Consider the following 24947-nt stretch of genomic DNA (forward strand, 5'->3'; position numbering starts at 1 on the left):
CAGCGTATAATCTTGGCACTTTTCTAATTGTATGCGTCAAAGGCGGGTACAATCCTAAAAAGACAATAAAGCAAAAGTAATTAACCTTTTGCTTTCTATAGAATTTCTTTAAAGAGTCCCCGCTAATGAGTGAAAAATTGCAGAAAGTCTTGGCCCGTGCAGGCCATGGCTCCCGTCGTGAGATGGAGGCATGGATTGCTGCAGGCCGAGTTAGTGTTGACGGTGAAATTGCTGGTTTAGGCGATCGTGTTGAGGCTGATGCCAAAATACGTATAGATGGCCGCGCTGTTTCATTAAAGTCAGCTGACGACATTGTTTGTCGTGTGTTGGCTTATCATAAGCCTGAAGGTGAAATTTGCTCGCGCAAAGATCCAGAAGGTCGTACGACCGTGTTTGAACGTTTACCTAAAGTGCGTGATGCTCGCTGGGTTGCGGTTGGTCGTTTAGATATAAATACCTCTGGTTTATTATTGTTTACCTGTGATGGTGAACTCGCTAACCGCTTGATGCATCCATCAAACGAAGTAGAGCGTGAATACGCTGTGCGAACTTTTGGTGAAGTGCCTGAAGCGGCTGTACAACGTTTACGCACCGGTGTGACCCTAGAAGATGGTCATGCGCAGTTTGACAGCATCAAAGCCGCCGGCGGTGAAGGCATCAATCAATGGTGGCATGTGACATTACGTGAAGGACGCAACCGTGAAGTGCGTCGTTTATGGGAATCACAAGAAGTGCAGGTTAGCCGTTTGATCCGCGTACGTTATGGTCAAGTAGAGCTACCAAAAACCTTGCCACGTGGCGGTTGGATTGAATTGCCAATTGACCAAGTTAACTATTTACGTCAACTTGCAGGACTTGATCCTGAAACACGTTCATTATTGGGATCTGACAAACACAGTGTCGCTCGCTCTAAAGTGAAAAGTGCTAAAATTCGTCGTGCTGTACGCAAGCACAAAGTGGGTACAAACCACGGAAAACCTACTCGTCAACGTGACTAATCACATGACGTAGGTTTTATTCATAAAGGTCGCGAAAGCGGCCTTTTTTATTCTAGATTAAATCTATGTAATCCTACTTGTATAAAGCCCAATCTCAGATATGATCCGCACCATTAATTAAAACTTTCCGCTCAGGCCCTTTATGAGGCTTCGGTATTATTGTGAGTCATTGAACATGATGAAGAAATTGTTTGCTGGTCTATTAGTATTATTTGTTGTTGGTTGTGCATCTGCACCAAGTTGGGAAGGCATGTCAGAGCGTGAAATTAGCCAGTGGAAGTCTATAGGTTTTGATGCGACTCAGGCTCAAAATTGGCGCGTTCGTGGTTTTGATGCAACTGAAGCAAACGGTTGGGTTCAAGCTAACTTCAGTTTAGATACCGCAACAATTTGGGCTAAAGAGTCTTTTAACGTCGAAGAAGCACAAGTGTGGTCTGAAGCTGGCTTTGAAATTGAAGATGCTGTGACCAATCGCAGTAAAGGCTTAACACCGGTTAGAGCTAATTAATCGTATTATTTGTGCTATATTTTATTGCTGTTAAGCATGAGTACGTTGCTGTTAACTCACTCAGTTTGCTGTAATTTAAATCGAATTGACGAATTTTGAAGCGTTCGGTTAGCTCAAGTAAATATTTTTGTTGCTTGGGCTAAAAAAAACAGTAAAGTATGCACCAAGTTAAACGGGACGTGAAAACGCATCAGATTAACTTAGCGGAATTAAAAATTTAGTGCCTTGATATTCAATATCAAAACACAAAAAGTTTTGCCCGAGTGGTGGAATCGGTAGACACAAGGGATTTAAAATCCCTCGCTGAATAAGCGTGCCAGTTCAAGTCTGGCCTCGGGTACCATTATAATCTCTAGCAATAGAGAGTGGTGTAAAAAAGCCTCAACATTAGTTGGGGCTTTTTTACGTCTGAAATTTGAGTTTTTTCGTTAAAGTTAACGTGAAAAAGCAGAATCCATCGTGCTCTGGTTGAACATCAGGCGTGCCACTCTTTGATATCGAGAGTCGTCTGGCCTCGGGTACCATTACTGATATAAGTGATGCTAGCAATAGAGGGTGGTGTAAAAAAGCCTCAACATTCGTGGTAATGCCGCTCACTGTTAAGCGAGCGGCATTACAACATTAGTTGGGGCTTTTTTACGTCTGAAATTTGGTACTCAAATAGGTCCCAGTCTTCTGATAATCCTGATGAGTCATGGTGCAAAAAGTGAATGTAACAAAAAAGTGTCGATAATATGAACCGATAAAAAAATACCACCGTATAGAATTTCGTCATAACATTATATGAGGAATATCTAACATGAAACGGATTTATCCAATTGCAATATGCTTTTCGCTTGTTGGCATGACGGCCTGTTCTGACGATGATGATAACGCGGTGATAGAACCCGTTGTACAAAACGCTCAGGTTAGGGTGATTCATGCTGGCAGTGACGCACCTATGGTAAATGTATCGGCAGATGGTACTGAGATACTTACTGGCGTTGATTATGCTATGTCCAGTGGTTTGCTCGAGGTGACATCAGCATCATACGACATCGACGTAGATGCTATTCTTGCTGATGGCACAACGGCGACGGTACTTAATACTACCTTGATGGCTGAAGCGGATATGGAATATACCGCTATCGCACTAGGTAAAGTTGCTGATGAGTCGTTAGCATTAAAGCTTGTGACTAACCCTGTGGCTGATATTGCAGCGGGCTATGCCAGAGTGCAGGTTTTACATGCAACACCTTCAGTAGAGCTAGTTGATGTATATGTTACTGCTCCCGGTGATGATATTGCTGCTGCCTCGCCAACGCTTTCGGCCAACTACATGGATGTGAGTACACAGCTAGAAGTGCCTGCTGGTGATTATCAAGTTCGTATCACGGCTTCTGGAATGAAAGATGTTGTATACGATTCTGGCACGCTATCACTGGCCGATATGACTGACTACTTTATCAGCGCTATACCAAATACCTGGACTGGAGATTCACCAGTTGCTTTGCATGTTGCATTACCCGATGCAGAAGTTATTGTGAACGACATTAATAGTGGTAGCGACATTAGAGTTGTACATGCTGTTGCTGACGCGCCAGCGGTAGATGTTTTTCTCGATGATGCTACAGATCCTGCTGTTGATATGTTGTCATTTGCTAGTTCCACTGGATACTTGAATGTGCCTGAGGGCGATCATACCGTTACTGTTGCTGCTGATGCCGATAATAGTGTGGTGGTTATAGATGCAGAGCCCGTGTCGTTAATGTTGGGTAAGAGTTACAGTGCCTTTGCCGTTGGATCATTAACTGATGATGCCATTGAACCTTTAGTTTTAGATGAACAAATTCGTCGAGTGGCGACAGAGGCTAAGTTATCTGTAGTGCATAGTGCTTACTCTGCACCTGAAGTTGATGTATACCTAACAGAAACTGCAGATATTTCTAATGCTACGCCAGCACTTACAAATGTAGCATTTAAAGCTTCATCTGGAAGCTTAAGTATTGCACCAGGCACCTACAACATTAGTGTGACGGTTGCAGGCACTAAAACAGTGGCAATCGGTCCTTTAGAAGTCACATTAGACGCTAATGGTATTTATGGGGTGGCTGCCGTCGATAATGAAACCGGTGGTGCGCCATTTGGAGTGATTTTATTGGATGACTTTACGACGATCTAGTGTTGTTTTAAGGTGCTCAAGCCTTGAGGCTTATATATAAAATAACGGCTTACCATTGAATGGTAAGCCGTTATTATTGGATAGTTGCCAAACTCAATTTTGGTCAAGCAGTTAATGAGTAACCTATTGAAAGGAGCTATACATCTTCAGTTGTTAAGCTCTTGCTTTAAGTTTGGCGAAGCTTTAAAGCTTGGTTGGTTAAATCCTTCGATTTCTATCGCTTCACCCGTTTGAGGGTTTCGGCCCGTTTTAGGTAAATGGAAACGTAATTCAAATGTACCAAATTGCGGAATATAAATTTTTTCGCCTTCCGCTAATCCTCTATGAATAACATGTAATATTTGTTCGAGCTGTTGTTTAGTGTCAACTTGAGATGTGTCCATTTTTTTTGCCATGGATTGGATGAGTTGCTTTTTATTCATTGGGTTTTCTGTTGCTTGGGTGCGTTAAGCGCTTCTTATAACAATTCGAGATCTGTGTTCCTAGTTGTCTGTAGATAATTTAATGTTAACCGGCTATTTTTTATATAGATGATGGAATATTGAACGTTGAAGTAACGCTTTGGTATTAACTTTTGTTGTTAAAATGTTTCTGTCATCCAAAGTTACCAATTATTTGTAATAATGATTATATTCGTTTCGCTGCAAGGGTAAACGTGACAATATTGAGGTGTCGAAGGCTATGGAGAACAGCATGTTGAGTCAAGCTGCGCGATTTATTCATATTAGTATCATCGGTGTATTACTTTTGTGCGCATCGCCATTATCTTTGGCTAATGCACCACACCATTACGACAATCTCATCCAGCATTTGCAATTACAATACTTGGCTGAACCTACAGCACTGCGAGCTCAATACTTAGCGATATTACAATCTGGATCTGATGCCGAACAGCTAGAATATATCGACAGTATTCAGCAAAGTGTTGCCGCATTTTGGCATCAAAAACACGTCCCATTAGCCTATGATGCTTTAGGCGAAAATACATCGGTATTGGCAAAAAACATTGCCCTTGAGCCCGCAGTAGAAGATTACCTTGGCGTGATTAATTATCTGCGAAAATTAATGTGGTTAACCCAAACGCAAGGCTGGGCTGCGATTGAGCCGGGTGGCTTGTTGCGTCCGGGTGATGAGCATCCAAGTATTAAGCAAATTAGCCAGCGTTTATGGTTGCTCGGAGATGGCAATGAATACCTTGCCGATGAAGTGTTGTATTTACCTTCGTTAGTGCAAAGCGTGAAGCGTTTTCAGTCTCGTCATGGTTTAAAATCTGACGCAGTTATTGGGCCTAAAACCTTATTTTGGCTTAATCAAACTCCGCAGCAAAGAGCAACATTACTTGCAAAAAGTTTTGTCGATAAAACCGCTTATTTAAGCCAATTACCGCAACCGTATTTGCTGATTAATATCCCGGCTTTTCAAATGGTGTTAGTTGAGAATAATCAAGTGGTATTGGCATCAAAAGTGATTGTCGGTAAATCATATCGGCAAACGCCGGTTATGACCGGGCAAATCTCTAATATCATTATTAACCCAACATGGACTGTGCCGCGGCAACTCTTACGCCAAGATATTTTGCCTCAAATCCAATCTAATGGTCATTACTTTAATGACAGACATTTTGATGTGTTTGATTTTGATGGTAATCGAATAGATAAAAGCCCGCAAGAATGGCAACAAGCGGCAGTAGGGCGCTTTCCTTACCGAGTGGTGCAGCGTCCTGGTGGTGATAATGCGTTAGGCCGTTATAAATTCCATTTTAATAATGACCAAAGTATCTATTTACATGATACACCAACCAAATCATTGTTTGCGCGAGCCGATAGGGATTTGTCATCTGGTTGTGTGCGAATTGAAAAAGTACAACAACTGGCAGATTGGTTTGCAAACCATTTAGTTATCGACAAACGTACCTGGAGCCGTTTACAGACCAATTACACCAAAACACAATGGTTTGCGTTGTCATCGACATTACCTGTTCACATGGTGTACTGGCGTGCATGGGTCGATGATGAACATGTTGCCCAGTATCGTGATGATATTTACCAGTTAGCTCCGGTTAAACCGGTGAGCTTATTAAGCCAAAAAGCACAGCCACAAGCGATTGTGCAATAACACATAATTATTGCTTTGCTACATAAAACACAAGCTGATGAAGCAAAGTTAATTATTGTATATTTTACTCATAAGCACTTGAGCAACATCACACTCCTGTATTTTGTTATGTGTTTATTGCCAAGCCCAAAAATATCCCCACTTGCATTTATAACCATTAATGTTTAATTTACCTGTCAGTTGGATAAAAAACCAACAATGGTGTGTTTGCCCATTGTGAAGATGAAATCGTGCTTTAATGTATAAATCTATAAATTAAGTGGTGTAAAAATGACAATTGAGTGCCTAACTCGTCGACAAATTTTATTAGGCTTAAGCGGTGTCGCTGTAGCCACAATGTTACCTAACACTGCGCAAGCAAGTCGTTCTACTCATGGTGTAAAAGATCTTCATTTTTTTAATCGCCATACAGGTGAAAGAAGTCAAGGTAGTTTTTGGGTAGATGGCCAATATCAAGCTGAAACACTGACTGAATTTAATCAAGTATTGCGCGATCATCGCCAAAATGTGGCAGCACCGATTGATAAGCGATTATTTGAATATTTGTATAAATTACAGCTAACCTTAGATAATCAAGACGAAATCCATGTAATCTCTGCTTATCGTTCACCTAGAACGAATCAAATGCTGGCATCGAAAAGTAAAGGTGTCGCTAAGAAAAGCTATCATATGAAAGGGATGGCGATGGATATTGCTATTCCTGGAATTAGTACAAAAAATCTACGAGATGCAGCTGTTTCGTTAAAATTAGGTGGGGTGGGGTTTTACCCTAGAGACGGTTTTATCCATGTTGATTGCGGTCCCGTAAGGCGTTGGGGTTAATAGTCTTTATATCTGCTTGTGAGAAGCAGGTAGCTATGGTAATATCCGCGCGCTTTATTTGAGTCATCGTTGGTCGAAAATGATGACGCCTTTATACTTTATTATTTATTAAGTGAGTGACTAATGTCTTACACAATCAACGCACAAACCCGCACTGAAATCGGGAAAGGTTCGAGCCGCCGCCTACGTCATGCTGGTCAAGTTCCTGCTGTAATTTATGGCCCAAGCAATGAGCCTGTATCTATCAAGTTTGCACACAAAGACATCATTAACATCCAGTTAAACGATGACTTTTACACTACTGATTTAACTATCGTTGTAGATGGTAAAGAAATCAAAGTACGTGTACAAGCTGTACAGCGTCACGCGTTCAAGCCAATGGTTGAACACATTGACTTCAAATTTGCTTAATCGCTAATTTGAAAAAAAAGCGCCTAAGGGCGCTTTTTTTGTGTCTTAATTTAATGCTAGAACCTAGAACCTAGAACCTAGAACCTAGAACCTAGAACCTAGAACCTAGAACCTAGAACCTAGAACCTAGAACCTAGAACCTAGAACCTAGAACCTAGAACCTAGAACCTAGAACCTAGAACCTAGANTAGAACCTAGAACCTAGAACCTAGAACCTAGTCGATTTCGAAGCTGTAATAAATGTCTAACGATTGGCTCAACGTACTTGATACACTCTCTAAATACAGCTGCGAGAACAAGTAGTAACGTACCGTCATTTCATAACCTGGGTTAAAGACTCCCACCCCGTACTTAATCATTAGATCTTCGCCAATATAACCACTTACAGCAACTTTACCGTCATCGTTTGTATCGAGTTGTACATTTGAAAAACCGAACTTTTCAATTAGCCCAGTCGCAGTACTGCCTATGCTGTTCATTGCACCACCGTCAAATTGGGCTCCTAAGCTAAGCGCCGCACCCATCATAAGTGAGTTACTTTGTTCGTTTGAAGTGGAGGTGAAACCTTTACCTGTGAGAATGTAAGATAAGACTTCAGCTTGTTCTTTAGCTGGATTAGAAAATAACGTGACGACAGGGCGCATTGGGGTACCCGTTACCCTCACGCCGGCGGTGATGTCTTCATCTTTAATGTCTCGAGTGGCTTCAATATTAAGATTTGGCACACTAGTGGGGCCAACAAACTGCACTTCACCAGTATCAATGGTGAGTGTCTGTCCCATAAATTTATAAGTCCCTTTGTTGACCTTAATATCACCGAATAACATTGGTGGTTTAAATGCCTGCTGCTTTAGCACTAAGTTACCCTGAAGCTTACCTTTTAAGCCCATACCATCGATAGTGAGGTTTTTTCCTACATTGACATTGATGTCGGCGGTAATGGCATAAGGACTGGTTTTCACTATTTGCTCAGAAATAGAATCATTAAATACCACATCATTTGATACCGCGACGCCACCTTCAGCCAGTGGCACAATCTTAATTTGCCCTGAAGGCACATCGACTTGGCCTTTAACGGCAAACAGCTGCTGATCAAATGTCATATTAATGTCCGGTGAGACATTTAAAATGGCCATAGGCGGCTGAATCACCGCTAAATTACTGCCTTTTATGTCGATGTCACCGCTAAAGTTGCCTTGTGGCCAGGCTAGAGTGCCTTGTGTTGTGACTTGGCCATCGCCCATATGCCATTGACCATTAAGTTGCCCTTGTTGGCCCTCAAGGGCTAAAGACATGTACAACTTATCGATTAACGTTGGATTACTCGAGAGAGCGAATGCACCATCACTTAGTTTAATATTACCCGAAACATTTGGGTCCATTAATGAACCTGCAAGTGTTAGTCTGCTCGACAATAACCCCTCCAGCGTGGCAAGCCTCGGGAAAAACTCGCCAAAGGGGGCAAGGTTTAAATCATTAATATTAATCGTACCTTGCAAGGTTCTATCTGGCGTAATGTTAACACTCAGTTGGCTTTGCCAGTTTGCAATACCTGATGAGTCAAAGCTTAGTGTACTCGTGACTTGTCTTTCATCTAGTGTGGCTCTAAGCAGTAGTTGCTGATAGTCGATACTCACGGGTTTGGTTTTTGCTCGGGTCAATGTGATGTTGCCCGGCATTAAGGTAAATTGTAAATCGGCGGTTGGCTTTTTACCTTTGGCCCAATTGACTTGACTTGTTAACGCTGCTTGTCCGTCCCAGGTGATTTTTTTAGACAAAACTGGAGCCAATAATTGTCCTGGATTTCCACTAAAGTTAATGTTGGCTTGGCCTGTGTTGCCCAAGTTAATGTCGTTTACGAGGCACAGTTTATTGTGTGGGTGCACTAAACAAAAACGACTGACGCTACCACGTTGTTTTACTTGATCCCAATTGAAGGTGATTGGAGTATCTTGTTGCCATGCTCCGAGCACATTTGACAAGCTGAGTTGGGTAAATTGACCATCATATTGTTGTTTGTCGAGGTTACTATTAGTGGCTAGTTGGGTGTTGATCACCACGTCACCTTGTGTGATTAAGGTGGTTTGTTGCTGTTGTTGGTCGCCTTCACTAACAAGGGTTAATTTACTCAACTTATTATTGTTCCAAAATAGTAAGTTGTTATCGAGTTTTACTCGATAGCTGTGTTGCTCAAACGGACGGTAGTTAGCCACTAGGGTTGTATTGTCTATTTTACTGCCGTTATAGCTGAATTTATTAATTTGGGCATCAACATCGACAATCGGATTAGCACTATTACCACTCACATCAACTTTAGCAAAAATATTACCTCGCCCGCCAGGCAACCACTGGCTTAAATCTGGCACACTCAGTTCTGCATCAATATCCCAAAGGGTGTCGGCAGTACCATTTATCAGTAAGTTAGCTCCTAGCGCGTTGGCTTGAAGATTATCTGCATTAATGGCAAATGCTTGGTTGATGGCAATATTCCCTTGTAAGTTTAACGGGTAGCCATTGAGCCTGCCTGTTAAGTTTGCCTGTTCAATCGCCACCTTCCAGTTTTTAGCACCAATATTGCCCTGGCTGGTAAAATTGCCACTAAACTTACTTTTGAGCGGATTAAATTGAGTAAGATAATCAATATGCTGCAATTGAATGTTGTCGGTACGCACATTAGCTTGCCATATCAAATTATCTCTATAAGACAATTGCCCATCTATGTCGACATTGCCCGCAATAGATTGAATGTTGAGTTTGTTAACCGTTAATAGTTGTTGGCGGTTATCAACATCGGCACTAATAATAAGATTCGGATTAAACGGTGTTGTTAGTTGCCCCTCAAGTTTAGCTACTTGATCGCTTATGTTTCCGTTACTGGTAAATTGCTTGATTTGTGTAATGTATTCAGGGTTTTGTAATGGCCATTGCAAATAAGCATCGTTTAAATTGATTTGATAAGTGAGTTGTTTCGACGTTAGGTCGATGGTTGACGCTAATGTAAAGGCGTTGCTGCCCTTTGCTATTGCATTAATATTAAGCTGGCTCAAGTCTTGAGTTAAATCGAGTCTTAATGTTTGTTTAGCCAGTCCAGGTAGCTCAGTGACATGGTCAATATTGGCTTGCAGCTTTAACGTCAACGGGTAATGATCTAAAAAGGCAATATCGCCAATAACATTAAGGTCGCCATAGTCGTGTTGAATATCTAGTTGGGTGATGCCTAATTGATATTGTCGGAAACTTGCCGCCAAAAGGATGTGGCTGAAATTATCCTGGCGGTCCGCAATATTCAATTGAGTGTCGGTGGCTTCAAATTGTTTTACTTTTATTGGGAAAGGCATAAAGATGGCTGGTAACTGTGCCAACGGCCAATCATTTTCTGTAGCAGGTGTTTGCTTATCGAGCGCCTCGTTATTCGTGGCGGGAATATTAACCACTAACCCTTGGCTGGTTAAGGTTTCTATCTGCAGGCCACTTTCATTCCAAATCGCTTCTGTTGCAAGTCGGTCTGCGTGGTAGCTCATGTGATTAACTGTGACATCAACTCGGTTAAACTGGGCTTTATTAAGGCTAATACTAATCGGTAGCGTCAGCTCTTGTTGTGGATTGTCTGCGTTTTCTGGTGCGCCTGGTTCACTGGCAGGGATATTGTCTGTCACAATATCGACTTTGAGTTTGGTCGCTAACAGATTCGTCACACAAATTTGCTGGTTGATAAGGCAAGTTGGCACCCAATCAAGTTCAACACCTTGAGCATCGACTTGAATACCTTTCATTTTCCAGGATAAGTGATGTAACTTGAGGTCATTATTAAGTGTGCCTGACTGATATTCTAGGCCGATATCGCTAATTAATTTATCGACCAGCATGACCGTTATTTTACTGCCAAAGGGTGTCCCAATAGACACAGCAACGAGCATTAAAATGATTAAAGGCACATAAATTAAAATACGAGTATAGATTTTAAAGTTGCGCCACAGCTTAGCTTGAAGACTCAAAGGCGCTGGTGGTGTTTTGGTCAAATTAGCTTGTGGTTTAGATGTTTCGTCTGGGGTTAGTGCATTTTGTGCTTTGTTATCTATCATAACTCTGTCCCCATGGTTAAATGGAAACGGAATGAGCGTGCTACGGTTTCGGTTTCTTTTAAACCAAATCCTAAATCAAGTTTAATTGGTCCAATGGGCGATATCCAATGTACACCACCGCCAACAGCAACTACTGGTTCGAGTTGTCCGGTGTCAAAGGCATTACCAGCATCGACAAAGGTGGCAACGCGCCATGTTGGTGTTAAATAATACTGATACTCTAGGCTGCCGACGGCCAAATATCGCCCTCCAACGACCTGACGTGATAAGCCATCATCGCTGTTTGTATAATCAATATAGGGGCCAAGTTCTTGATAGCTATAACCTCGAATACTTTGGTCTCCACCGGCAAAATAGCGCAGCGAAGGTGGGATAAAACTAATATCATTTTTACTCGCAATGTTTGCGCCTAAATCGAGGCGTGCCACAAAGCGATGTTTATCAAATAGAGTTTCAATCCATTTAAACCGGGCTTGCAAGCGTGCTAAGCGAATAGTCGAACCAAGTGATGGGTCTGCATATTCCATGCTGTATGTTTGTCGAAAACCCGATTTTGGATCCAAGGTGTTATCACCGCGAATGGTTTTAGTGAGGTTGTAGCCTATTAAGTAAAATCGTGGGTCATACTCAATATCAAGTTGTTCATAAAACTCTCGGATAGACTCAACTGAGTAGCCGTATAACCAATTGCTTTTAGAGCGTTGTTGACGTGAAAGCCCAATTAAATATTTTTTAGACTCTAATTGGCCGGTATTGTCGAACGAGCGGCTTTCTTCATCATAGTCTTGAGTCACGCCATAGGTGTCTCGCAATATACCTAATTTAACTTTTAATTGGTCATCTAAAGGGTGACTTAATGGAATAGTATAGGTGGTCAAAATTTTAGGTCGATCAGGTGACCACTCCGCGCTAGTTTCTTGATAATGACCATAACGGTTAATTTGGGGCGTGCGCCAAGTAACTCGCACTCGAGGTTCAAAGGTGTCTTCCGTGCTGTTGCCTATATCAGCACCTAGACCGACCTCAATTAAGTGGCTTGGTCTTGGGCTAAGTTCAACTTTTATCGGCACTAAACCGTCACTGATTTTATCTATTTGAGGCAATACTTTAATGTTACTAAAGTAACCTGTATCGAGCAGATTACGGTTAAATTCGGTTAATTGTTGTGTGGCATAAGGCGCATCCGCCTCAAACGGGATTAATGCTTCAATCACATCGTCATTCAGTGTGCTGCCTTCAAAATCAACGTCACCAAATAAATAACGTTTACCAGAGTTAAATTGGATATTGATTTGCGCAGTATTAAAGTCGCGATTGATGCTAATTTCAGATTTAGTGTAGCGAGCATCAAAATAACCACGAGCTAACGCTAAGGTCACTAATTGAGACTTTAAAGAATCATAAACACCGTGGTTTAAAACATCGCCTGGCTTAACTTTAAGGCTGTTTAACCAAAGTGCAAACATGTCGTCTTGCAGCATATCGCCGCTAAAATTGATGTCTACCCATTGAATGACAATCGGATCGCCTGTGGTGATATTGAGGTTAAGCTCCCAAGGGCCTGATTCGGTTTCTTTTACATCAATATCAACAATGCCGTGGTAATAGCCCATAGATTCTAAGGCGTCTTGGGTATTGTCATCAACGGTAAACAAAAAGGCTCGGCGCTGCACGTCAGATTCAGGCAGGGTACCTAAGTGAGCGGTAATGTTTTTTTCAAGTTTTTTGCTTACACCGTCAACACGTACGTTAAGCCAAGTATTCTCGGCCAGCGCAAAGCCTGACATCAATAACGTCAATGAAAATAATAATAACTGGCTAAATTTAATTCGTTTAGAGGACAAATTAGGCAAATTTTCCAAAAATAGGGCTAATGATGCTTGTCACCATATCAATATGACTATTGTCGCTATAAAGGTGTAAAGTCGCAACAATATGATTGTAATAACATGGATAAATGGTTACAAAGATATACGCCTTTCAAGGACTTGCCGATCATGAATAAATTATATTTAACAATAGCCCTGTGTTTAGGGGTGACGTCATCACCCGTTATAGCACAAGATAATAGCCCTTTCTCGATTGCGATACACGGTGGTGCGGGGACCATTAATGCTGCTGATTTAAGCGCAGAGCAAGAAAAAGCCATTAGAGATAAATTAGCCCAAGCAATTAATAGTGGATATGACGTGCTCGAAAGCGGTGGAGACAGTATTGATGCAGTTCAGGCCGCGATTAATATTTTAGAAAATAGCCCATTATTTAATGCTGGTGTTGGCGCTGTATATACCTTTGACGGTGGCCATGAACTCGATGCTTCCATCATGGATGGTAAGACATTAAATGCAGGAGCGGTATCTGGCGTAAAACACATTAAAAACCCAATTGATTTAGCTATTAAAGTTATGCAAAAGTCGCCTCATGTCATGTTATACGGTGAAGGAGCCGAAGAGTTTGCCCTTACTCAACAATTCAGTTTGGTAGCCAATAGCCATTTTGATACGCCGCATCGCTATGCGCAACTGCTTGAAGCTAAAGCCAGCATCATGGAAGCCGAACAGGTTAATGGTGGCGATTATCAAGCATCAGTGAACCAATTACGCGATAATTATAAATACGGAACCGTAGGGGCTGTTGCCCTCGATAAACAAGGTAATTTAGCCGCCGGAACCTCAACTGGCGGCATGACTGCAAAACGTTTTGGTCGTATTGGAGATTCACCTGTGATCGGCGCAGGAACCTATGCTGAAAATGGTGTATGTGCGGTATCAGCAACAGGCCACGGCGAATATTTTATTCGCTATCATGTCGCCGGTGATATCTGTGCCAAAGTGAAATATCAGCAAAAAGGGATTATACAAGCCGCGGACGAGGTGATTAATCAAACGTTGGTGAATGCTGGCGGTACCGGTGGCGTGATTGCTATCGACAAACAAGGCAATATTGCTACGCCATTTAATACCGGTGGCATGTACCGCGCAAGTCGAGTTCACGGACAAGCCGCAAATGTGATGATTTGGCGAGATAAGTAATTGTGATAAATAAGCATGAAAAAGTTGCGCGACATAACTGATTAACATAATCGATTAATTTTACTGTCCAGTTAGGGCGTGTTTATCTTTGTTGATAAATTATGTAGTCGGCTATTTTTCTGTCAGAAAATCGCAAATGAACGCCGTTTAGCCTGCTAAATAAGTGAATTTGTGGGCAGTATGGCTGGAAAATAGTCACTGCCTGTCGGGTTGAGGCTAAAATGGCTTTATGCCGTGTTGGATAATCTCGACGTAGGGTCATTATGTCCACAATTATCCGCCTTGCCTAAATCCATTTTAGCTCTCAGCATAAAAAATAAACAAAGATAAACACGCCCTCGTTAATCTTGACTAAACTTAATCTGTATCGATAACAGTCGTACAGATTAAGTTTATTTCGCACGAGAGTCATTTGTGCACTTTGGGGGTAATATGGATTCGATTAAAATCAAAGATCACATGGATAGACGTCCAGTTTTATTAACCGCAAATATGTCATTAGCCATTGCTGTAGAGCAGTTACTGGCAAGCAATAAAAATGGTGCTCCGGTTGTGGATGCCAAAGGAGAGTTGGTGGGTTTTTTATCGCAACAAGATTGCTTAGCCGTGATGCTTAAAAGTAGTTACCACTGCGATATGACGAGTACCGTTGCCGATTGCATGAAAAGCCCAGTATTAACGGTTGCACCGGATGACAGCATTTTAGCGTTAGCCGAACAAATGCTTGGAGCGAAACCTAAAATTTATCCTGTAGTGAGCAGTGGTAAAGTGATTGGCACTATTAACCGTACTAATGTACTTGGCGCAATGAATACCTACATGCAGCAATGCTACTTATCTCCGGCATAACAATCGTCAAAATCATTATCATTATGCTGTTTTCCTTGCTAGGATCGCTTTTTTTCGATGTAAGCAAGGGAATCAGATTTGAATTCGGACCTTCACCCGCTATCTAAGGCGTATCTCAATCTTTGTTATCAAACCGATGCGGCTAAAATCCGTCGTCGCTTATTTCGTATTAATAAAGAGGCTGAGTCTGAAAAAAAATCTCAAACCCTAGCCCAGCTTACAGAGGCTGCAAAGCAAGCGTACGCCAAAGCGCAGCATCGCCTGCAATCTCGACCCGTTATTAATTACCCAGACGAACTCCCTGTCTCGCAAAAGCGTGAAGACATTGCCTCTGCCATTGCGAACAACCAAGTAGTGATTGTTGCTGGTGAAACTGGCTCGGGTAAAACCACCCAGTTACCTAAAATTTGCTTAGAATTAGGCTTGGGGACTCGCGGGCTTATTGGCCATACTCAACCGCGCCGTTTAGCTGCCCGAAGCGTTGCAAATCGCGTTGCCGATGAGCTTAACAGCCCACTAGGGGACGTCGTTGGTTTTAAAGTCCGTTTTGCCGACGCCATTAGTGATATCAGTTACATCAAGTTAATGACTGACGGTATTTTATTAGCGGAGCTCACCTCAGATAGATTTTTAAATCAGTACGATGCCATCATTATTGATGAAGCGCATGAGCGCAGCCTCAATATTGACTTTATCTTAGGCTACTTAAAACAAGTTCTAAAAAAACGCCCAGATTTAAAGGTGATAATTACTTCCGCCACCATCGATGTAGACCGTTTCTCAAAGCATTTTGATAATGCACCTGTGATTGAAGTGTCAGGGCGTACCTATGAGGTGGAAACTCGATATCGACCGTTAGTACGTGACAATGACGCCGATTTAGATGTGAGTGACGGTATATTTTCCGCAGTTGATGAGTTGATTGCTGAAGGGCCGGGCGACATTTTGATTTTCATGAATGGTGAGCGCGAAATTCGAGACACTGCCGATTTGCTGCGTAAACAACAATACCGCAACACAGAAATTTTACCTTTATATGCGCGTTTGTCCTACGGCGAACAGTCTAAAGTGTTTAAAAGCCATATTGGTCGACGGATTGTGTTAGCGACTAACGTTGCTGAAACATCATTAACCGTACCCGGTATTCGCTATGTGATTGACCCTGGTACTGCACGAATTAGTCGTTATAGCTATCGCACTAAAGTGCAGCGTTTACCGATTGAGCCTATTTCTCAAGCCAGTGCTAATCAACGTCAAGGTCGTTGTGGTCGAGTTGGCCCTGGTATTTGTATTCGTCTTTATGATGAAATGGACTTTATTCAACGTCCTGAGTTTACTGATCCTGAAATTTTGCGAACAAACTTGGCTTCAGTTATTTTGCAAATGTTGGCAATTGGTTTAGGAGATATAGCGGGTTTTCCGTTTATTCAACCGCCAGATCAAAAACACATTCGCGATGGTTTTTTATTGCTCGAAGAACTGCAAGCAGTTAAAAAACAACGCCATGATTTAGTGCTTACCCCATTGGGTAAAGATTTAGCCAAAATACCACTCGACCCACGGTTAGCTAGAATGGTTATCGAAGCTAACAAATTGGGCTGTTTGCATGAGGCGTTAGTCATTACCTCAGGCTTATCAATTCAAGATCCACGCGAGCGCCCCATCGATAAAAAGCAAGCTGCAGATGAGTGCCATCGCCGTTATGCCGATAAAGATTCTGACTTTGTTAGTTGGGTTAAACTGTGGGATCACGTTAAAGATCAAAAACATGAATTGTCGGCCAGTCAGTTTAGAAAACAATGTCGCGATGAGTATTTAGCGTATTTACGGGTACGTGAATGGCAAGACTTATACACCCAGATCAAACAAGCGGTACATGAACTTAAATGGCGAGTGAGTGACAATGCCGCCAGTTATGAGCAATTACATAAAGCCTTGTTATCAGGCTTATTAAGCCAAATTGGCTTTAAAGGCGAAAACAACGAATATTTAGGTGCCCGAAATCGTAAGTTCTTTGTGTTTCCTGGTTCGCCTTTAGCTAAAAAAGGCCCTAAATGGATAATGGCTGCCGAGCTCACTGAAACATCACGTTTATTCGCGCGTTGTTGCGCCAAAATAGAACCTGAATGGGCGGAGTCTTTAGCGGCGCATTTAGTAAAGAAGAACTATCTAGAACCACATTTTGAGGCAAAAGCGGGCAGTGTCGTTGCATTTGAAAACCAGGTGCTATACGGCTTAACGATTGTTAATCGCAGGCGCGTGCAATACGGCCCAATAGATGCTGTTGAAGCTCGCGAGATTTTTGTCCGCAGCGCATTAGCTGAAGGGCAGCTACAAACCAAAGAAGCGTTTTTTGTTAATAACCAAAAACTGTTGAGTGACATCGAATCACTTGAACATAAGTCGCGCCGCCGCGATATTTTGGTCGACGAGCAAGTGCTGGTGGATTTTTATGAACCACTTATCCCTTTTGGTATTTATAACGCGCCGTTATTTTTTGCATGGTGGAAAAAAGCCCGTCAACAAACCCCTGATTTATTAGACTATAGCCAAGCGTTGTTAATGCAACGCAGTGCAGATCATATTTCAGCGTTGGACTTTCCTGAAGTGTGGCATAAAGCCAACCTAGCTTTGACCGTAAGTTACCACTTTGAACCCGGCAACGTCGACGATGGCGTATCGGTGCACATTCCTGTTGCGTTAATCAATCAAATTGACGACAACGATTTTGATTGGTTAGTCCCAGGGTTACGCGAAGAAAAACTGGTGGCATTGATTAAGTCTTTACCCAAGAATTTACGGCGTAATTTTGTTCCTGCACCTGATTATGCCCGTGCCTGTTATCAAGCAATGAAACCGTTTGAATTACCGATGCTCGACTCGATGTGCAAACAATTATTGCGCATGAGTGGCGTGCGAATTTCAGCTGACGATTTTGATTTAACCCAAATCACTGAACATCTTAAAATGAACTTTAAGATTGAAGATGATCAAGGCCGTTTGGTGGCTCAAGGGCGAGATCTAGAAACATTAAAAGGGCAGTTACAAGGTGTGGTTGCCAAAGCGATACGTAAAGTGGCAGATAAAGGTATTGAGCAGCAAGCTATCACCAGCTGGACATTTGGTGATTTGCCCGTGCAATATCAACAACGTAAAGGCAACTACGAGGTTAAAGCGTATCCAGCCCTTATCGATAATAAAACCGATGTGTCAATTAAGCTATTTGATGATGAGCACGAAGCTAAACGTCATCATCGGGTTGGCTTACGTCGGTTATTGTTAATTAACATTCCATCGCCCGTTAAGCACTTGCAGCAAGCGTTGCCCAATAAAGCCAAACTTGCGATGTATTTTAATCCATTTGGGCAAGTGCAAATATTGATTGAAGATATTATTAATGCGGCTGTGCAACAGTTACTTGATCAAAAGCAGTTAGATATTCGCAATGAGGAACAATTTGACCAAGCCAAAGATTGGGTGCGCCAAGAACTTAATCCTACGGCAGAGCAAATAGCCTTAAACGTTGAACAAGTATTGACCATTTATCAACGGATTAAAAAACGCTTAAAAGGTAAAATTAGTTTAGATATTGCTTTTGCTATGAGTGACATTCAAACTCAGCTAGACAGTTTAGTCTACAAAGGATTTGTAGAAGATTGCGGTTGGCAACGCCTAGCTGATGTGGCCAGATACCTTAAAGCGATTGAAAACCGTCTTGAAAAGTTACCTGTAGATCCAACTCGTGACCGTTTACATATGCACAGTATCAGTAAGGTACAAGATACACTGACGGCACAACTTGCCAAAGTGCCACGTTCACAGCCTATACCTGAACTGTTAATTGAAGCTAGGTGGATGATTGAAGAGTATCGAGTTTCATGTTTTGCTCAAGTATTGGGTACTGCGTATCCTATTTCAGAAAAACGTATTCTTAATCATATCAGTCAAGTTTAAGGCGTTACAGTCGTTAAAAAAGCCGATGCAACACATCGGCTTTTTTGTTTTTAGATGAAAGTCTTTCAGTATTTCCTCTGTAAAACACTGTTTTTCGTGTTTTTAAGCCGAAAAAGCATCCACAACTGAAAGTTTTCTGTAATTTTATCGTGGTGACGGTTTGAAAGTCTCATGAGTATTGTTATACTCCCCAGCAAGAAGAAAGTGATTGTGCTTTTCTCTCTGTTAGGTAAATGTCACCCCCCAGAGACAAGCTAATGTTATTGACACTGCGCACTAGTACTCCGTCACTAAGATTAAATTGTTGAAAAATAAGACAGGCCTTCCCCCTACAAAACGACCTAAAGAAGATTGGAGTTATTATGGAAGTTCATGAATACGAAAATGCTTACTATCAAGTAAAAGATGACGTGTTAGAGTCTTTACCTTCAGACGAAGAATAAGGCGTTTGAACGAGCATATTAGTGTCTTGGCCTCGACGTCATCGCATTAAATACTCCGACAACGAATATAAAAATAGCAGCCTAGGCTGCTATTTTTATTGGTTGACAAAGCTTGTGTCACTTTTGTGAAACTAAAGCCTGTTCTGATTATAATTCAGTACTCTATCAAAATATTGATAGAGTGAATGTCTGTTAGAAATGGGGTTATTCAGACTAGTATTACCCCTCAATTCTGCCTTTTTCTGGAAGAATTTCTACAATCACCCACGAGCTGCCTTTTTTGTGTAATCGTATTGTACGGTCATCTATCCACTGCCTTCCGCCTTTTAATCCTTCCATTTTAACTACAACGGTAACGTCGTCGGTAAACTTTCGGAAAAAGTCGATATCAATTTCATCAATAGACATAGTGACTTGCTTCATTGATAAACCCAGCACGTGGCGTTGAACAGCTGAAGCAATATGGTAATGATCCATTACTTCTTGAATGTCTGGTGCGACAAACTGCTTGGCTTTCTCTACGTCTCTATCGATATAAATCGCTTGAAAAAATCCGAGTGATACTTGCTCTGGGCTCAGTTTAGGTTGCGAAGCATTGTCTGGTGACTGCTCACAAGCACTGACAAAGAAGAGTAATAGTAGGGTAAGTAAAGAAATCGGTTTTATATTTAACATTGGCGAATGGCTTCTCAATATTTAGACTGATTATATTAACTTAGTATCTCGGTTTATGACTGGACTGACAACCTTAGTAGCTATTTAATTGCTTGAGTGTCTAAAAGGTAAACACAGAAGGTAGAACAAGTTCCGTTTATTGCTCATTGGTTCGTGCTGTTTATGAAGATGTTATAAATCGTGAATCGCTAGACTATTTGCTCACCCACTCATTTTCAGATGATTATCGGTTAGATGATTGTGTCAATAACATGAATTTGAAGAGATTCAGATTCGACTAGGGAAAGAATTAAAACGCGGGTACAGGAACAAGTACATAAGCTATTACATGAAGAGAGTAGAGCGATTAAGTATAAAAAGAATATTAGTATTATCGAAATTAAACGCACGCCAGCTATATTTTGCGCATTTAGTCACTATTTCTATGGGTTAGAAGCACATTTACTTGACGATTCAAACATCGCGTGTCATATATAAATATATTAGTTAATTAGATGATATTTGATCGCTAGGTCAATACAGTAAAGTAATCTATTAACCGTGATGCTTGTCGTTGTAGTTTTATAACGAATACAGGCGTCAAAAAAGTTAATGTTATCCACAGAATCTGTGGACAAGTTTGTTGATGACTATGAGTTGTATTTATAACTGACTGTTAATTATATTGTTTTTTTTGCGGTTAAAAAATGCCGCTTCTGTACTTATGTGTCATTTTCAATCCCTGTTTTAGGTTGTATCTGTTAATAAAAAAGCACTGATAGTTAATCAGTGCTTTTTTGTTGGAAAATTTTGAGTTATCGCTACTTTTTACTATTCTGTGATGCTTGAATTGCGGTTAAAGCGATGGTGTAGACAATATCGTCAACCAATGCACCACGAGACAAGTCATTTACCGGCTTGGCCATACCTTGCAACATTGGGCCAATGCTGATCAAATCTGCACTACGTTGCACCGCTTTGTATGTTGTATTACCAGTATTTAAGTCTGGGAATACAAATACTGTCGCTTTACCTGCTACAGGACTATTCGGTGCTTTAGATTGCGCTACGTTTGGCATTACTGCCGCATCGTATTGCAATGGGCCATCAATGATTAGATCTGGGCGTTTTTCTTTTGCAATGCGAGTTGCTTCACGCACTTTATCAACATCAGAACCTGTACCAGAGTTACCGGTAGAATAACTGATCATCGCCACTCGAGGTTCAATACCGAATGCTTTTGCTGATTCTGCAGACTGAATTGCGATATCTGCAAGTTGTTCAGCATTTGGATCTGGGTTAATCGCACAGTCACCATAAACCAAGACTTGATCTGGCATCAACATAAAGAATATTGATGATACTAAGCTTGAGCCTGGAGCTGTTTTAATTAACTGTAATGGTGGGCGGATCGTGTGGGCCGTTGTATTAACCGCACCAGAAACGATACCGTCAACTTCATTTTCGGCTAACATCATGGTACCTAATACCATATTGTCTTCTAGCTGTTCGCGGGCAACCACAGCTGTTAAGCCTTTACTGCGGCGCAGTTCAAGCATAGGTTCTACGTATTTTTCACGAACGCTTTCAGGCTCTATAATCTCAATACCTTCACCTAGAACAACATCTTGTTGTGACGCTACACGTAAAATTTCTTCACGGTTACCGATTAATACACAACGAGCAATACCGCGCTCAGCACAAATTGAGGCCGCTTTAATGGTTCTAGGCTCTTCACCTTCAGGCAGTACAATGGTTTTACGTGCTGCACGCGCAAGCTCAGTAAGCTTGTAGCGGAAGGCGGGTGGCGACAAACGGTGTTCACGTGGAGAGTCTTGAGTCACACTTTCAATCCAAGTTTGATCAATATGACTTGCAACGTATTCTTGAACACGTTCAATACGTACGGCATCATCAACGGGTACTTCATGATCAAAGCGTTGAATGTTCAGTGATGTTTGCCAAGTGTTAGAGTCAATTAAAAATACAGGTAAGCCTGTTTCAAAGGCTTGTTCGCATAATTTCATGATTTCTGGCTCTGGCTGGTAACCACCTGTAAGCAGTAATGCACCAATTTTAACGCCGTTCATGGCCGCTAAACAGGCAGATACAATTACATCTGAACGATCTCCAGAGGTAACAAGTAAAGAGTTGGCTTTAAAGTGGGTCAGCATGTTTGGAATGCTGCGTGCACAAAATGTCACTCGGCGCATACGGCGCGTATGCATTTCACCAGCATTGATAATTTTAGCATTTAAATGCTTTGCTAAATCAGATGCTCTTGGTGAAATCAGTTCTAAATTGTATGGCACACTACCTAAAATACGCAGCGGACTTTTACCTGGTAATTGGAACATGCCAGAACTGTCAGTCGCATGAACTTGTTTATCGTCAAACACTTCTGATAAATCAGGACGTGTGCGGCCTTCATCATCTACAGGTGCACCAATTTTATTGATAATGGCACCGATAAGACGCTTATTTTTTTGCCCACCCCAAGAGTTGTAAGCAATTTCAAGACGGTTCATTAAACCGTTAGGTGTATCAACACCTGGGGTGGCGATAAAGATGACGTCGGCATCAAGTGCTTTAGCGATTTCATAATTGATATCGTCAGCAAAAGGATGGCTCCGAGTTGGCACTAAACCTTCAATAATAAGGGTTTCGGTATTACTTGCGCATTCAGCTGCGCGAGCAATAATTTGTTCCATTAATACATCTTGTTGTTCAGAGCGAATTAATGCTTCAGCATGTTCCATGCTGTACGGCTCTAAAGGATTTACCGTAGGTGATGTACTTAAAATAGTCGTTGAACGTTCTGGACCTTTGTCGCCTGAGCGGATTTGTGCAATAGGCTTAAAGAACTGCACTTTCACGCCTTTGCGTTCTAGAGCACGAACCATCCCTAAACTCAACGACGTTAAACCAACGCCAACACCAATGGGAATAAGCATAATATTACGAGACATGAAGACCTCTTAAATATGGGTTAATCATAAAAACAATATTGGAGTTATTTAACTGTAATTAACTTGATTGCATCTTCTGCGATAACCCACTCTTCGTTCGTTGGGATCACCATTGCAATCGTGCTACCAGCCTTAGTAATTACACCTTGTTGACCAAAACGGGCCGCTTTGTTGAGTGTGTCGTCAACGCTAAAGTTGAAGATTTCAAGTAAGTTAAGTACTTTTTCGCGGATAAGATCTGAGTTTTCACCGATGCCACCAGTAAAGATAATGGCGTCTAAACGGCCTAATGGAACTGTGTATGACGCAATGTATTTGGCTAAACGGTAGCAGAAGATATCTAAGGCTAACGTAGCGCCTTTATGGCCGTCTTGGTAACCTTCTTCAATGCCACGGCAATCATTTGTGAGCTCTGAAATACCTAATAAGCCACTTTGTTTATTAAGTAAGTTATTCACTTCGTCAAGGGTGTAACCAAGTTGCTTCACTAAGTGGAAGATGATTGATGGATCTAAATCACCACAACGGGTGCCCATGACCAAACCTTCTAATGGGGTTAAGCCCATTGATGTATCGACGCTTTTTCCGCCCTTAATGGCAGTAACTGACGCACCATTGCCCAAGTGAGCACAAATGACATTGGTATCTTTAATGTCTTTACCTAAAACTTTGGCTGCTTCGCGGCTCACAAATAGGTGGCTGGTACCGTGCATGCCATAACGGCGGATACCGTGCTCGCGATAGAGCTTATAAGGAAGGGCATACACGTAGGCTTTTTCAGGCATTGATTGGTGAAATGCGGTATCGAATACTGCAACTTGTGGTAACGCCGGAAACGAAGCAATAGCTGCGCGAATACCGATCAAGTGAGCAGGGTTGTGCAAAGGAGCAAGTGAAGCACAATCTTCAATACCTTGAATGACTTCTGGAGTGATGATGACTGAGCGAGTGAACTTTTCGCCGCCGTGAACGATACGGTGACCAATGGCTTTAATTTGTGCGGCCAATTGTGGTTGTTCAGCTAAAATTTTATTCACGATGAATTCAACTGCTTCACGGTGAGCAGTAAATGCACCAAGTTTAGCTTCGTTTTTACCGCCATTAAATTTCCACTTAATGCGTGAATCTTCTAAACCAAAACATTCAGCAAGGCCAGAAATTTGTTCATCGCCTGATTGGGCATCAATGATGGCAAATTTTAATGAAGAGCTACCGCAGTTGAGCACGAGTACTAATTTGTCTGACATGTTAACGCCTTATAAGTCAATGAAACTAAATGAAAAAACAAAATCCATTTTGGTTAAGGTTTATGAACATTCATAAACATCACACTGAGTGTTCTTACCGAATTGATTGCTACTGCAAAGAGTCGCTAATCCAACAGTGTATTTTGGTCAATACGCTGTATTATGTTACTGTTAAACCCATGTACTAGGCTGTTTAGGTACCCATATTGAACATGAATTTGATTACGTTATTTGCTGACGGTCGTCGTTATATGAAGACCTGGCCAATGGTGCGACAACTGGGGCTGTATTTCCCTGAATATCGAGTCGTCAAAGCTACCCAATTAGCTATGATTGCTATGCCTTTGCTTGGCATTGTTGCTGCGGCAAGCCAGCTGTATGTTTTAGGCTGGAACTTTTTACCGCAAGCCATCACAGTGTTACTTTTTTTTGTTAGCTTGCCTATACAAGGTTTGCTGTGGCTCGGATGGCGAGCGCGTCACCCATTACCTTTGTCTTTATTCGATTGGGGCAATCAACTCAGTTCAACATTGACTGAGATGGGGGTTGCTTGCCAACCTCTTGGAGCCAAGGCATGTTACTTAGACATGGCCACCATTTTAAAACTGGCTTTTGAACGTTTAGACCGACAATATTGGGATGAATTATAATTCATCCTTTGCTTAAGTGTTCGCTAATTTAGTGCTGTTGGCCACAATCTTG

Annotated in this window: 16 protein-coding genes and 1 tRNA gene; 11 read left to right on the top strand and 6 right to left on the bottom strand. The window is 41.7% G+C overall.

Features of this window, described 5'->3' with window-relative positions:
- Positions 1-125: 125 nt before the first annotated feature.
- From rluB to IEY40_RS13040, 4 genes are all read left to right on the top strand, one after another.
- The gene (rluB, locus tag IEY40_RS13025; protein ID WP_188956844.1) at positions 126-998 is read left to right on the top strand and encodes a 23S rRNA pseudouridine(2605) synthase RluB; all 873 of its coding nucleotides are present in this window, start codon (positions 126-128) and stop codon (positions 996-998) included.
- A 175-nt stretch (positions 999-1173) separates the two neighbouring features.
- A complete protein-coding gene (locus IEY40_RS13030; protein WP_229777103.1) occupies positions 1174-1506 on the top strand; it encodes a hypothetical protein in 333 nt (110 codons plus the stop codon).
- A gap of 257 nt (positions 1507-1763) precedes the next feature.
- Positions 1764-1849 (top strand) — tRNA-Leu (locus tag IEY40_RS13035).
- A 456-nt stretch (positions 1850-2305) separates the two neighbouring features.
- Positions 2306-3667, top strand: a complete 1362-nt coding sequence (locus IEY40_RS13040; protein WP_188956846.1) for a DUF4397 domain-containing protein — start codon at positions 2306-2308, stop codon at positions 3665-3667.
- A 146-nt stretch (positions 3668-3813) separates the two neighbouring features.
- On the opposite strand, the gene IEY40_RS13045 is transcribed toward IEY40_RS13040, so the two are convergent.
- Positions 3814-4089 carry an HU family DNA-binding protein gene (locus IEY40_RS13045; RefSeq protein ID WP_188956848.1) on the bottom strand — a complete coding sequence of 92 codons (276 nt, stop codon included), beginning with the start codon at positions 4087-4089 and terminating at the stop codon, positions 3814-3816.
- 271 nt (positions 4090-4360) lie between these two features.
- On the opposite strand from IEY40_RS13045, the gene IEY40_RS13050 reads away from it, so the two are divergent.
- From IEY40_RS13050 to rplY, 3 genes are all read left to right on the top strand, one after another.
- Entirely contained in the window at positions 4361-5782 is a 1422-nt protein-coding gene (locus IEY40_RS13050; RefSeq protein WP_188956850.1) for a L,D-transpeptidase family protein, read from the top strand.
- A gap of 270 nt (positions 5783-6052) precedes the next feature.
- Complete coding sequence (gene mepK / locus IEY40_RS13055) at positions 6053-6604, top strand: peptidoglycan L,D-endopeptidase MepK (RefSeq protein WP_188956852.1); 552 nt, start codon at positions 6053-6055, stop codon at positions 6602-6604.
- Between the two features lie 123 nt (positions 6605-6727).
- Positions 6728-7015, top strand: a complete 288-nt coding sequence (gene rplY, locus IEY40_RS13060; RefSeq protein ID WP_188956854.1) for a 50S ribosomal protein L25 — start codon at positions 6728-6730, stop codon at positions 7013-7015.
- A 215-nt stretch (positions 7016-7230) separates the two neighbouring features.
- Here rplY and tamB read toward each other — a convergent pair whose 3' ends face one another.
- A complete protein-coding gene (gene tamB, locus IEY40_RS13065) occupies positions 7231-11097 on the bottom strand; it encodes an autotransporter assembly complex protein TamB (protein ID WP_188956856.1) in 3867 nt (1288 codons plus the stop codon).
- Positions 11094-12884 carry an autotransporter assembly complex protein TamA gene (locus IEY40_RS13070; RefSeq protein WP_188957062.1) on the bottom strand — a complete coding sequence of 597 codons (1791 nt, stop codon included), beginning with the start codon at positions 12882-12884 and terminating at the stop codon, positions 11094-11096. The genes tamB and IEY40_RS13070 overlap by 4 nt, the downstream gene beginning before the upstream one ends.
- A gap of 210 nt (positions 12885-13094) precedes the next feature.
- Here IEY40_RS13070 and IEY40_RS13075 point away from each other — a divergent pair, with 210 nt between their 5' ends.
- The 3 genes from IEY40_RS13075 to hrpA all read left to right on the top strand — a co-directional run bounded on the left by IEY40_RS13075 (position 13095) and on the right by hrpA (position 18932).
- A complete protein-coding gene (locus IEY40_RS13075; protein WP_188956858.1) occupies positions 13095-14129 on the top strand; it encodes an isoaspartyl peptidase/L-asparaginase family protein in 1035 nt (344 codons plus the stop codon).
- Positions 14130-14561: 432 nt separating this feature from the next.
- Positions 14562-14978: a CBS domain-containing protein gene (locus tag IEY40_RS13080; protein ID WP_188956860.1), complete on the top strand. Its 417-nt coding sequence runs from the start codon at positions 14562-14564 to the stop codon at positions 14976-14978.
- 78 nt (positions 14979-15056) lie between these two features.
- Complete coding sequence (gene hrpA, locus IEY40_RS13085) at positions 15057-18932, top strand: ATP-dependent RNA helicase HrpA (protein WP_188956862.1); 3876 nt, start codon at positions 15057-15059, stop codon at positions 18930-18932.
- Positions 18933-19594: 662 nt separating this feature from the next.
- On the opposite strand, the gene IEY40_RS13090 is transcribed toward hrpA, so the two are convergent.
- The 3 genes from IEY40_RS13090 to ackA form a co-directional block, all read right to left on the bottom strand.
- Entirely contained in the window at positions 19595-20050 is a 456-nt protein-coding gene (locus tag IEY40_RS13090; RefSeq protein WP_188956864.1) for a hypothetical protein, read from the bottom strand.
- Positions 20051-20850: 800 nt separating this feature from the next.
- Positions 20851-22998: a phosphate acetyltransferase gene (gene pta, locus IEY40_RS13095; protein WP_188956866.1), complete on the bottom strand. Its 2148-nt coding sequence runs from the start codon at positions 22996-22998 to the stop codon at positions 20851-20853.
- 44 nt (positions 22999-23042) lie between these two features.
- The gene (gene ackA / locus IEY40_RS13100; RefSeq protein ID WP_188956868.1) at positions 23043-24245 is read right to left on the bottom strand and encodes an acetate kinase; all 1203 of its coding nucleotides are present in this window, start codon (positions 24243-24245) and stop codon (positions 23043-23045) included.
- Positions 24246-24457: 212 nt separating this feature from the next.
- Between ackA and yfbV the strand changes: the two genes are divergently transcribed.
- Positions 24458-24895 carry a terminus macrodomain insulation protein YfbV gene (gene yfbV / locus IEY40_RS13105; RefSeq protein WP_188956870.1) on the top strand — a complete coding sequence of 146 codons (438 nt, stop codon included), beginning with the start codon at positions 24458-24460 and terminating at the stop codon, positions 24893-24895.
- Positions 24896-24947 lie beyond the last annotated feature (52 nt).

The sequence above is a fragment of the Shewanella ulleungensis genome (assembly GCF_014648315.1).
Classification (GTDB): Bacteria; Pseudomonadota; Gammaproteobacteria; order Enterobacterales; family Shewanellaceae; genus Shewanella; species Shewanella ulleungensis.

What these genes read in the sequence shown, in the direction of transcription:
- rluB (WP_188956844.1), top strand. Translation starts at nt 126, where the DNA reads ATGAGTGAAAAATTGCAGAAAGTCTTGGCCCGTGCAGGCCATGGCTCC.
- IEY40_RS13030 (WP_229777103.1), top strand. Translation starts at nt 1,174, where the DNA reads ATGATGAAGAAATTGTTTGCTGGTCTATTAGTATTATTTGTTGTTGGT.
- IEY40_RS13040 (WP_188956846.1), top strand. Translation starts at nt 2,306, where the DNA reads ATGAAACGGATTTATCCAATTGCAATATGCTTTTCGCTTGTTGGCATG.
- IEY40_RS13045 (WP_188956848.1), bottom strand. Translation starts at nt 4,089, where the DNA reads ATGAATAAAAAGCAACTCATCCAATCCATGGCAAAAAAAATGGACACA.
- IEY40_RS13050 (WP_188956850.1), top strand. Translation starts at nt 4,361, where the DNA reads ATGTTGAGTCAAGCTGCGCGATTTATTCATATTAGTATCATCGGTGTA.
- mepK (WP_188956852.1), top strand. Translation starts at nt 6,053, where the DNA reads ATGACAATTGAGTGCCTAACTCGTCGACAAATTTTATTAGGCTTAAGC.
- rplY (WP_188956854.1), top strand. Translation starts at nt 6,728, where the DNA reads ATGTCTTACACAATCAACGCACAAACCCGCACTGAAATCGGGAAAGGT.
- tamB (WP_188956856.1), bottom strand. Translation starts at nt 11,097, where the DNA reads ATGATAGATAACAAAGCACAAAATGCACTAACCCCAGACGAAACATCT.
- IEY40_RS13070 (WP_188957062.1), bottom strand. Translation starts at nt 12,884, where the DNA reads ATGTCAGGCTTTGCGCTGGCCGAGAATACTTGGCTTAACGTACGTGTT.
- IEY40_RS13075 (WP_188956858.1), top strand. Translation starts at nt 13,095, where the DNA reads ATGAATAAATTATATTTAACAATAGCCCTGTGTTTAGGGGTGACGTCA.
- IEY40_RS13080 (WP_188956860.1), top strand. Translation starts at nt 14,562, where the DNA reads ATGGATTCGATTAAAATCAAAGATCACATGGATAGACGTCCAGTTTTA.
- IEY40_RS13090 (WP_188956864.1), bottom strand. Translation starts at nt 20,050, where the DNA reads ATGTTAAATATAAAACCGATTTCTTTACTTACCCTACTATTACTCTTC.
- pta (WP_188956866.1), bottom strand. Translation starts at nt 22,998, where the DNA reads ATGTCTCGTAATATTATGCTTATTCCCATTGGTGTTGGCGTTGGTTTA.
- ackA (WP_188956868.1), bottom strand. Translation starts at nt 24,245, where the DNA reads ATGTCAGACAAATTAGTACTCGTGCTCAACTGCGGTAGCTCTTCATTA.
- yfbV (WP_188956870.1), top strand. Translation starts at nt 24,458, where the DNA reads ATGAATTTGATTACGTTATTTGCTGACGGTCGTCGTTATATGAAGACC.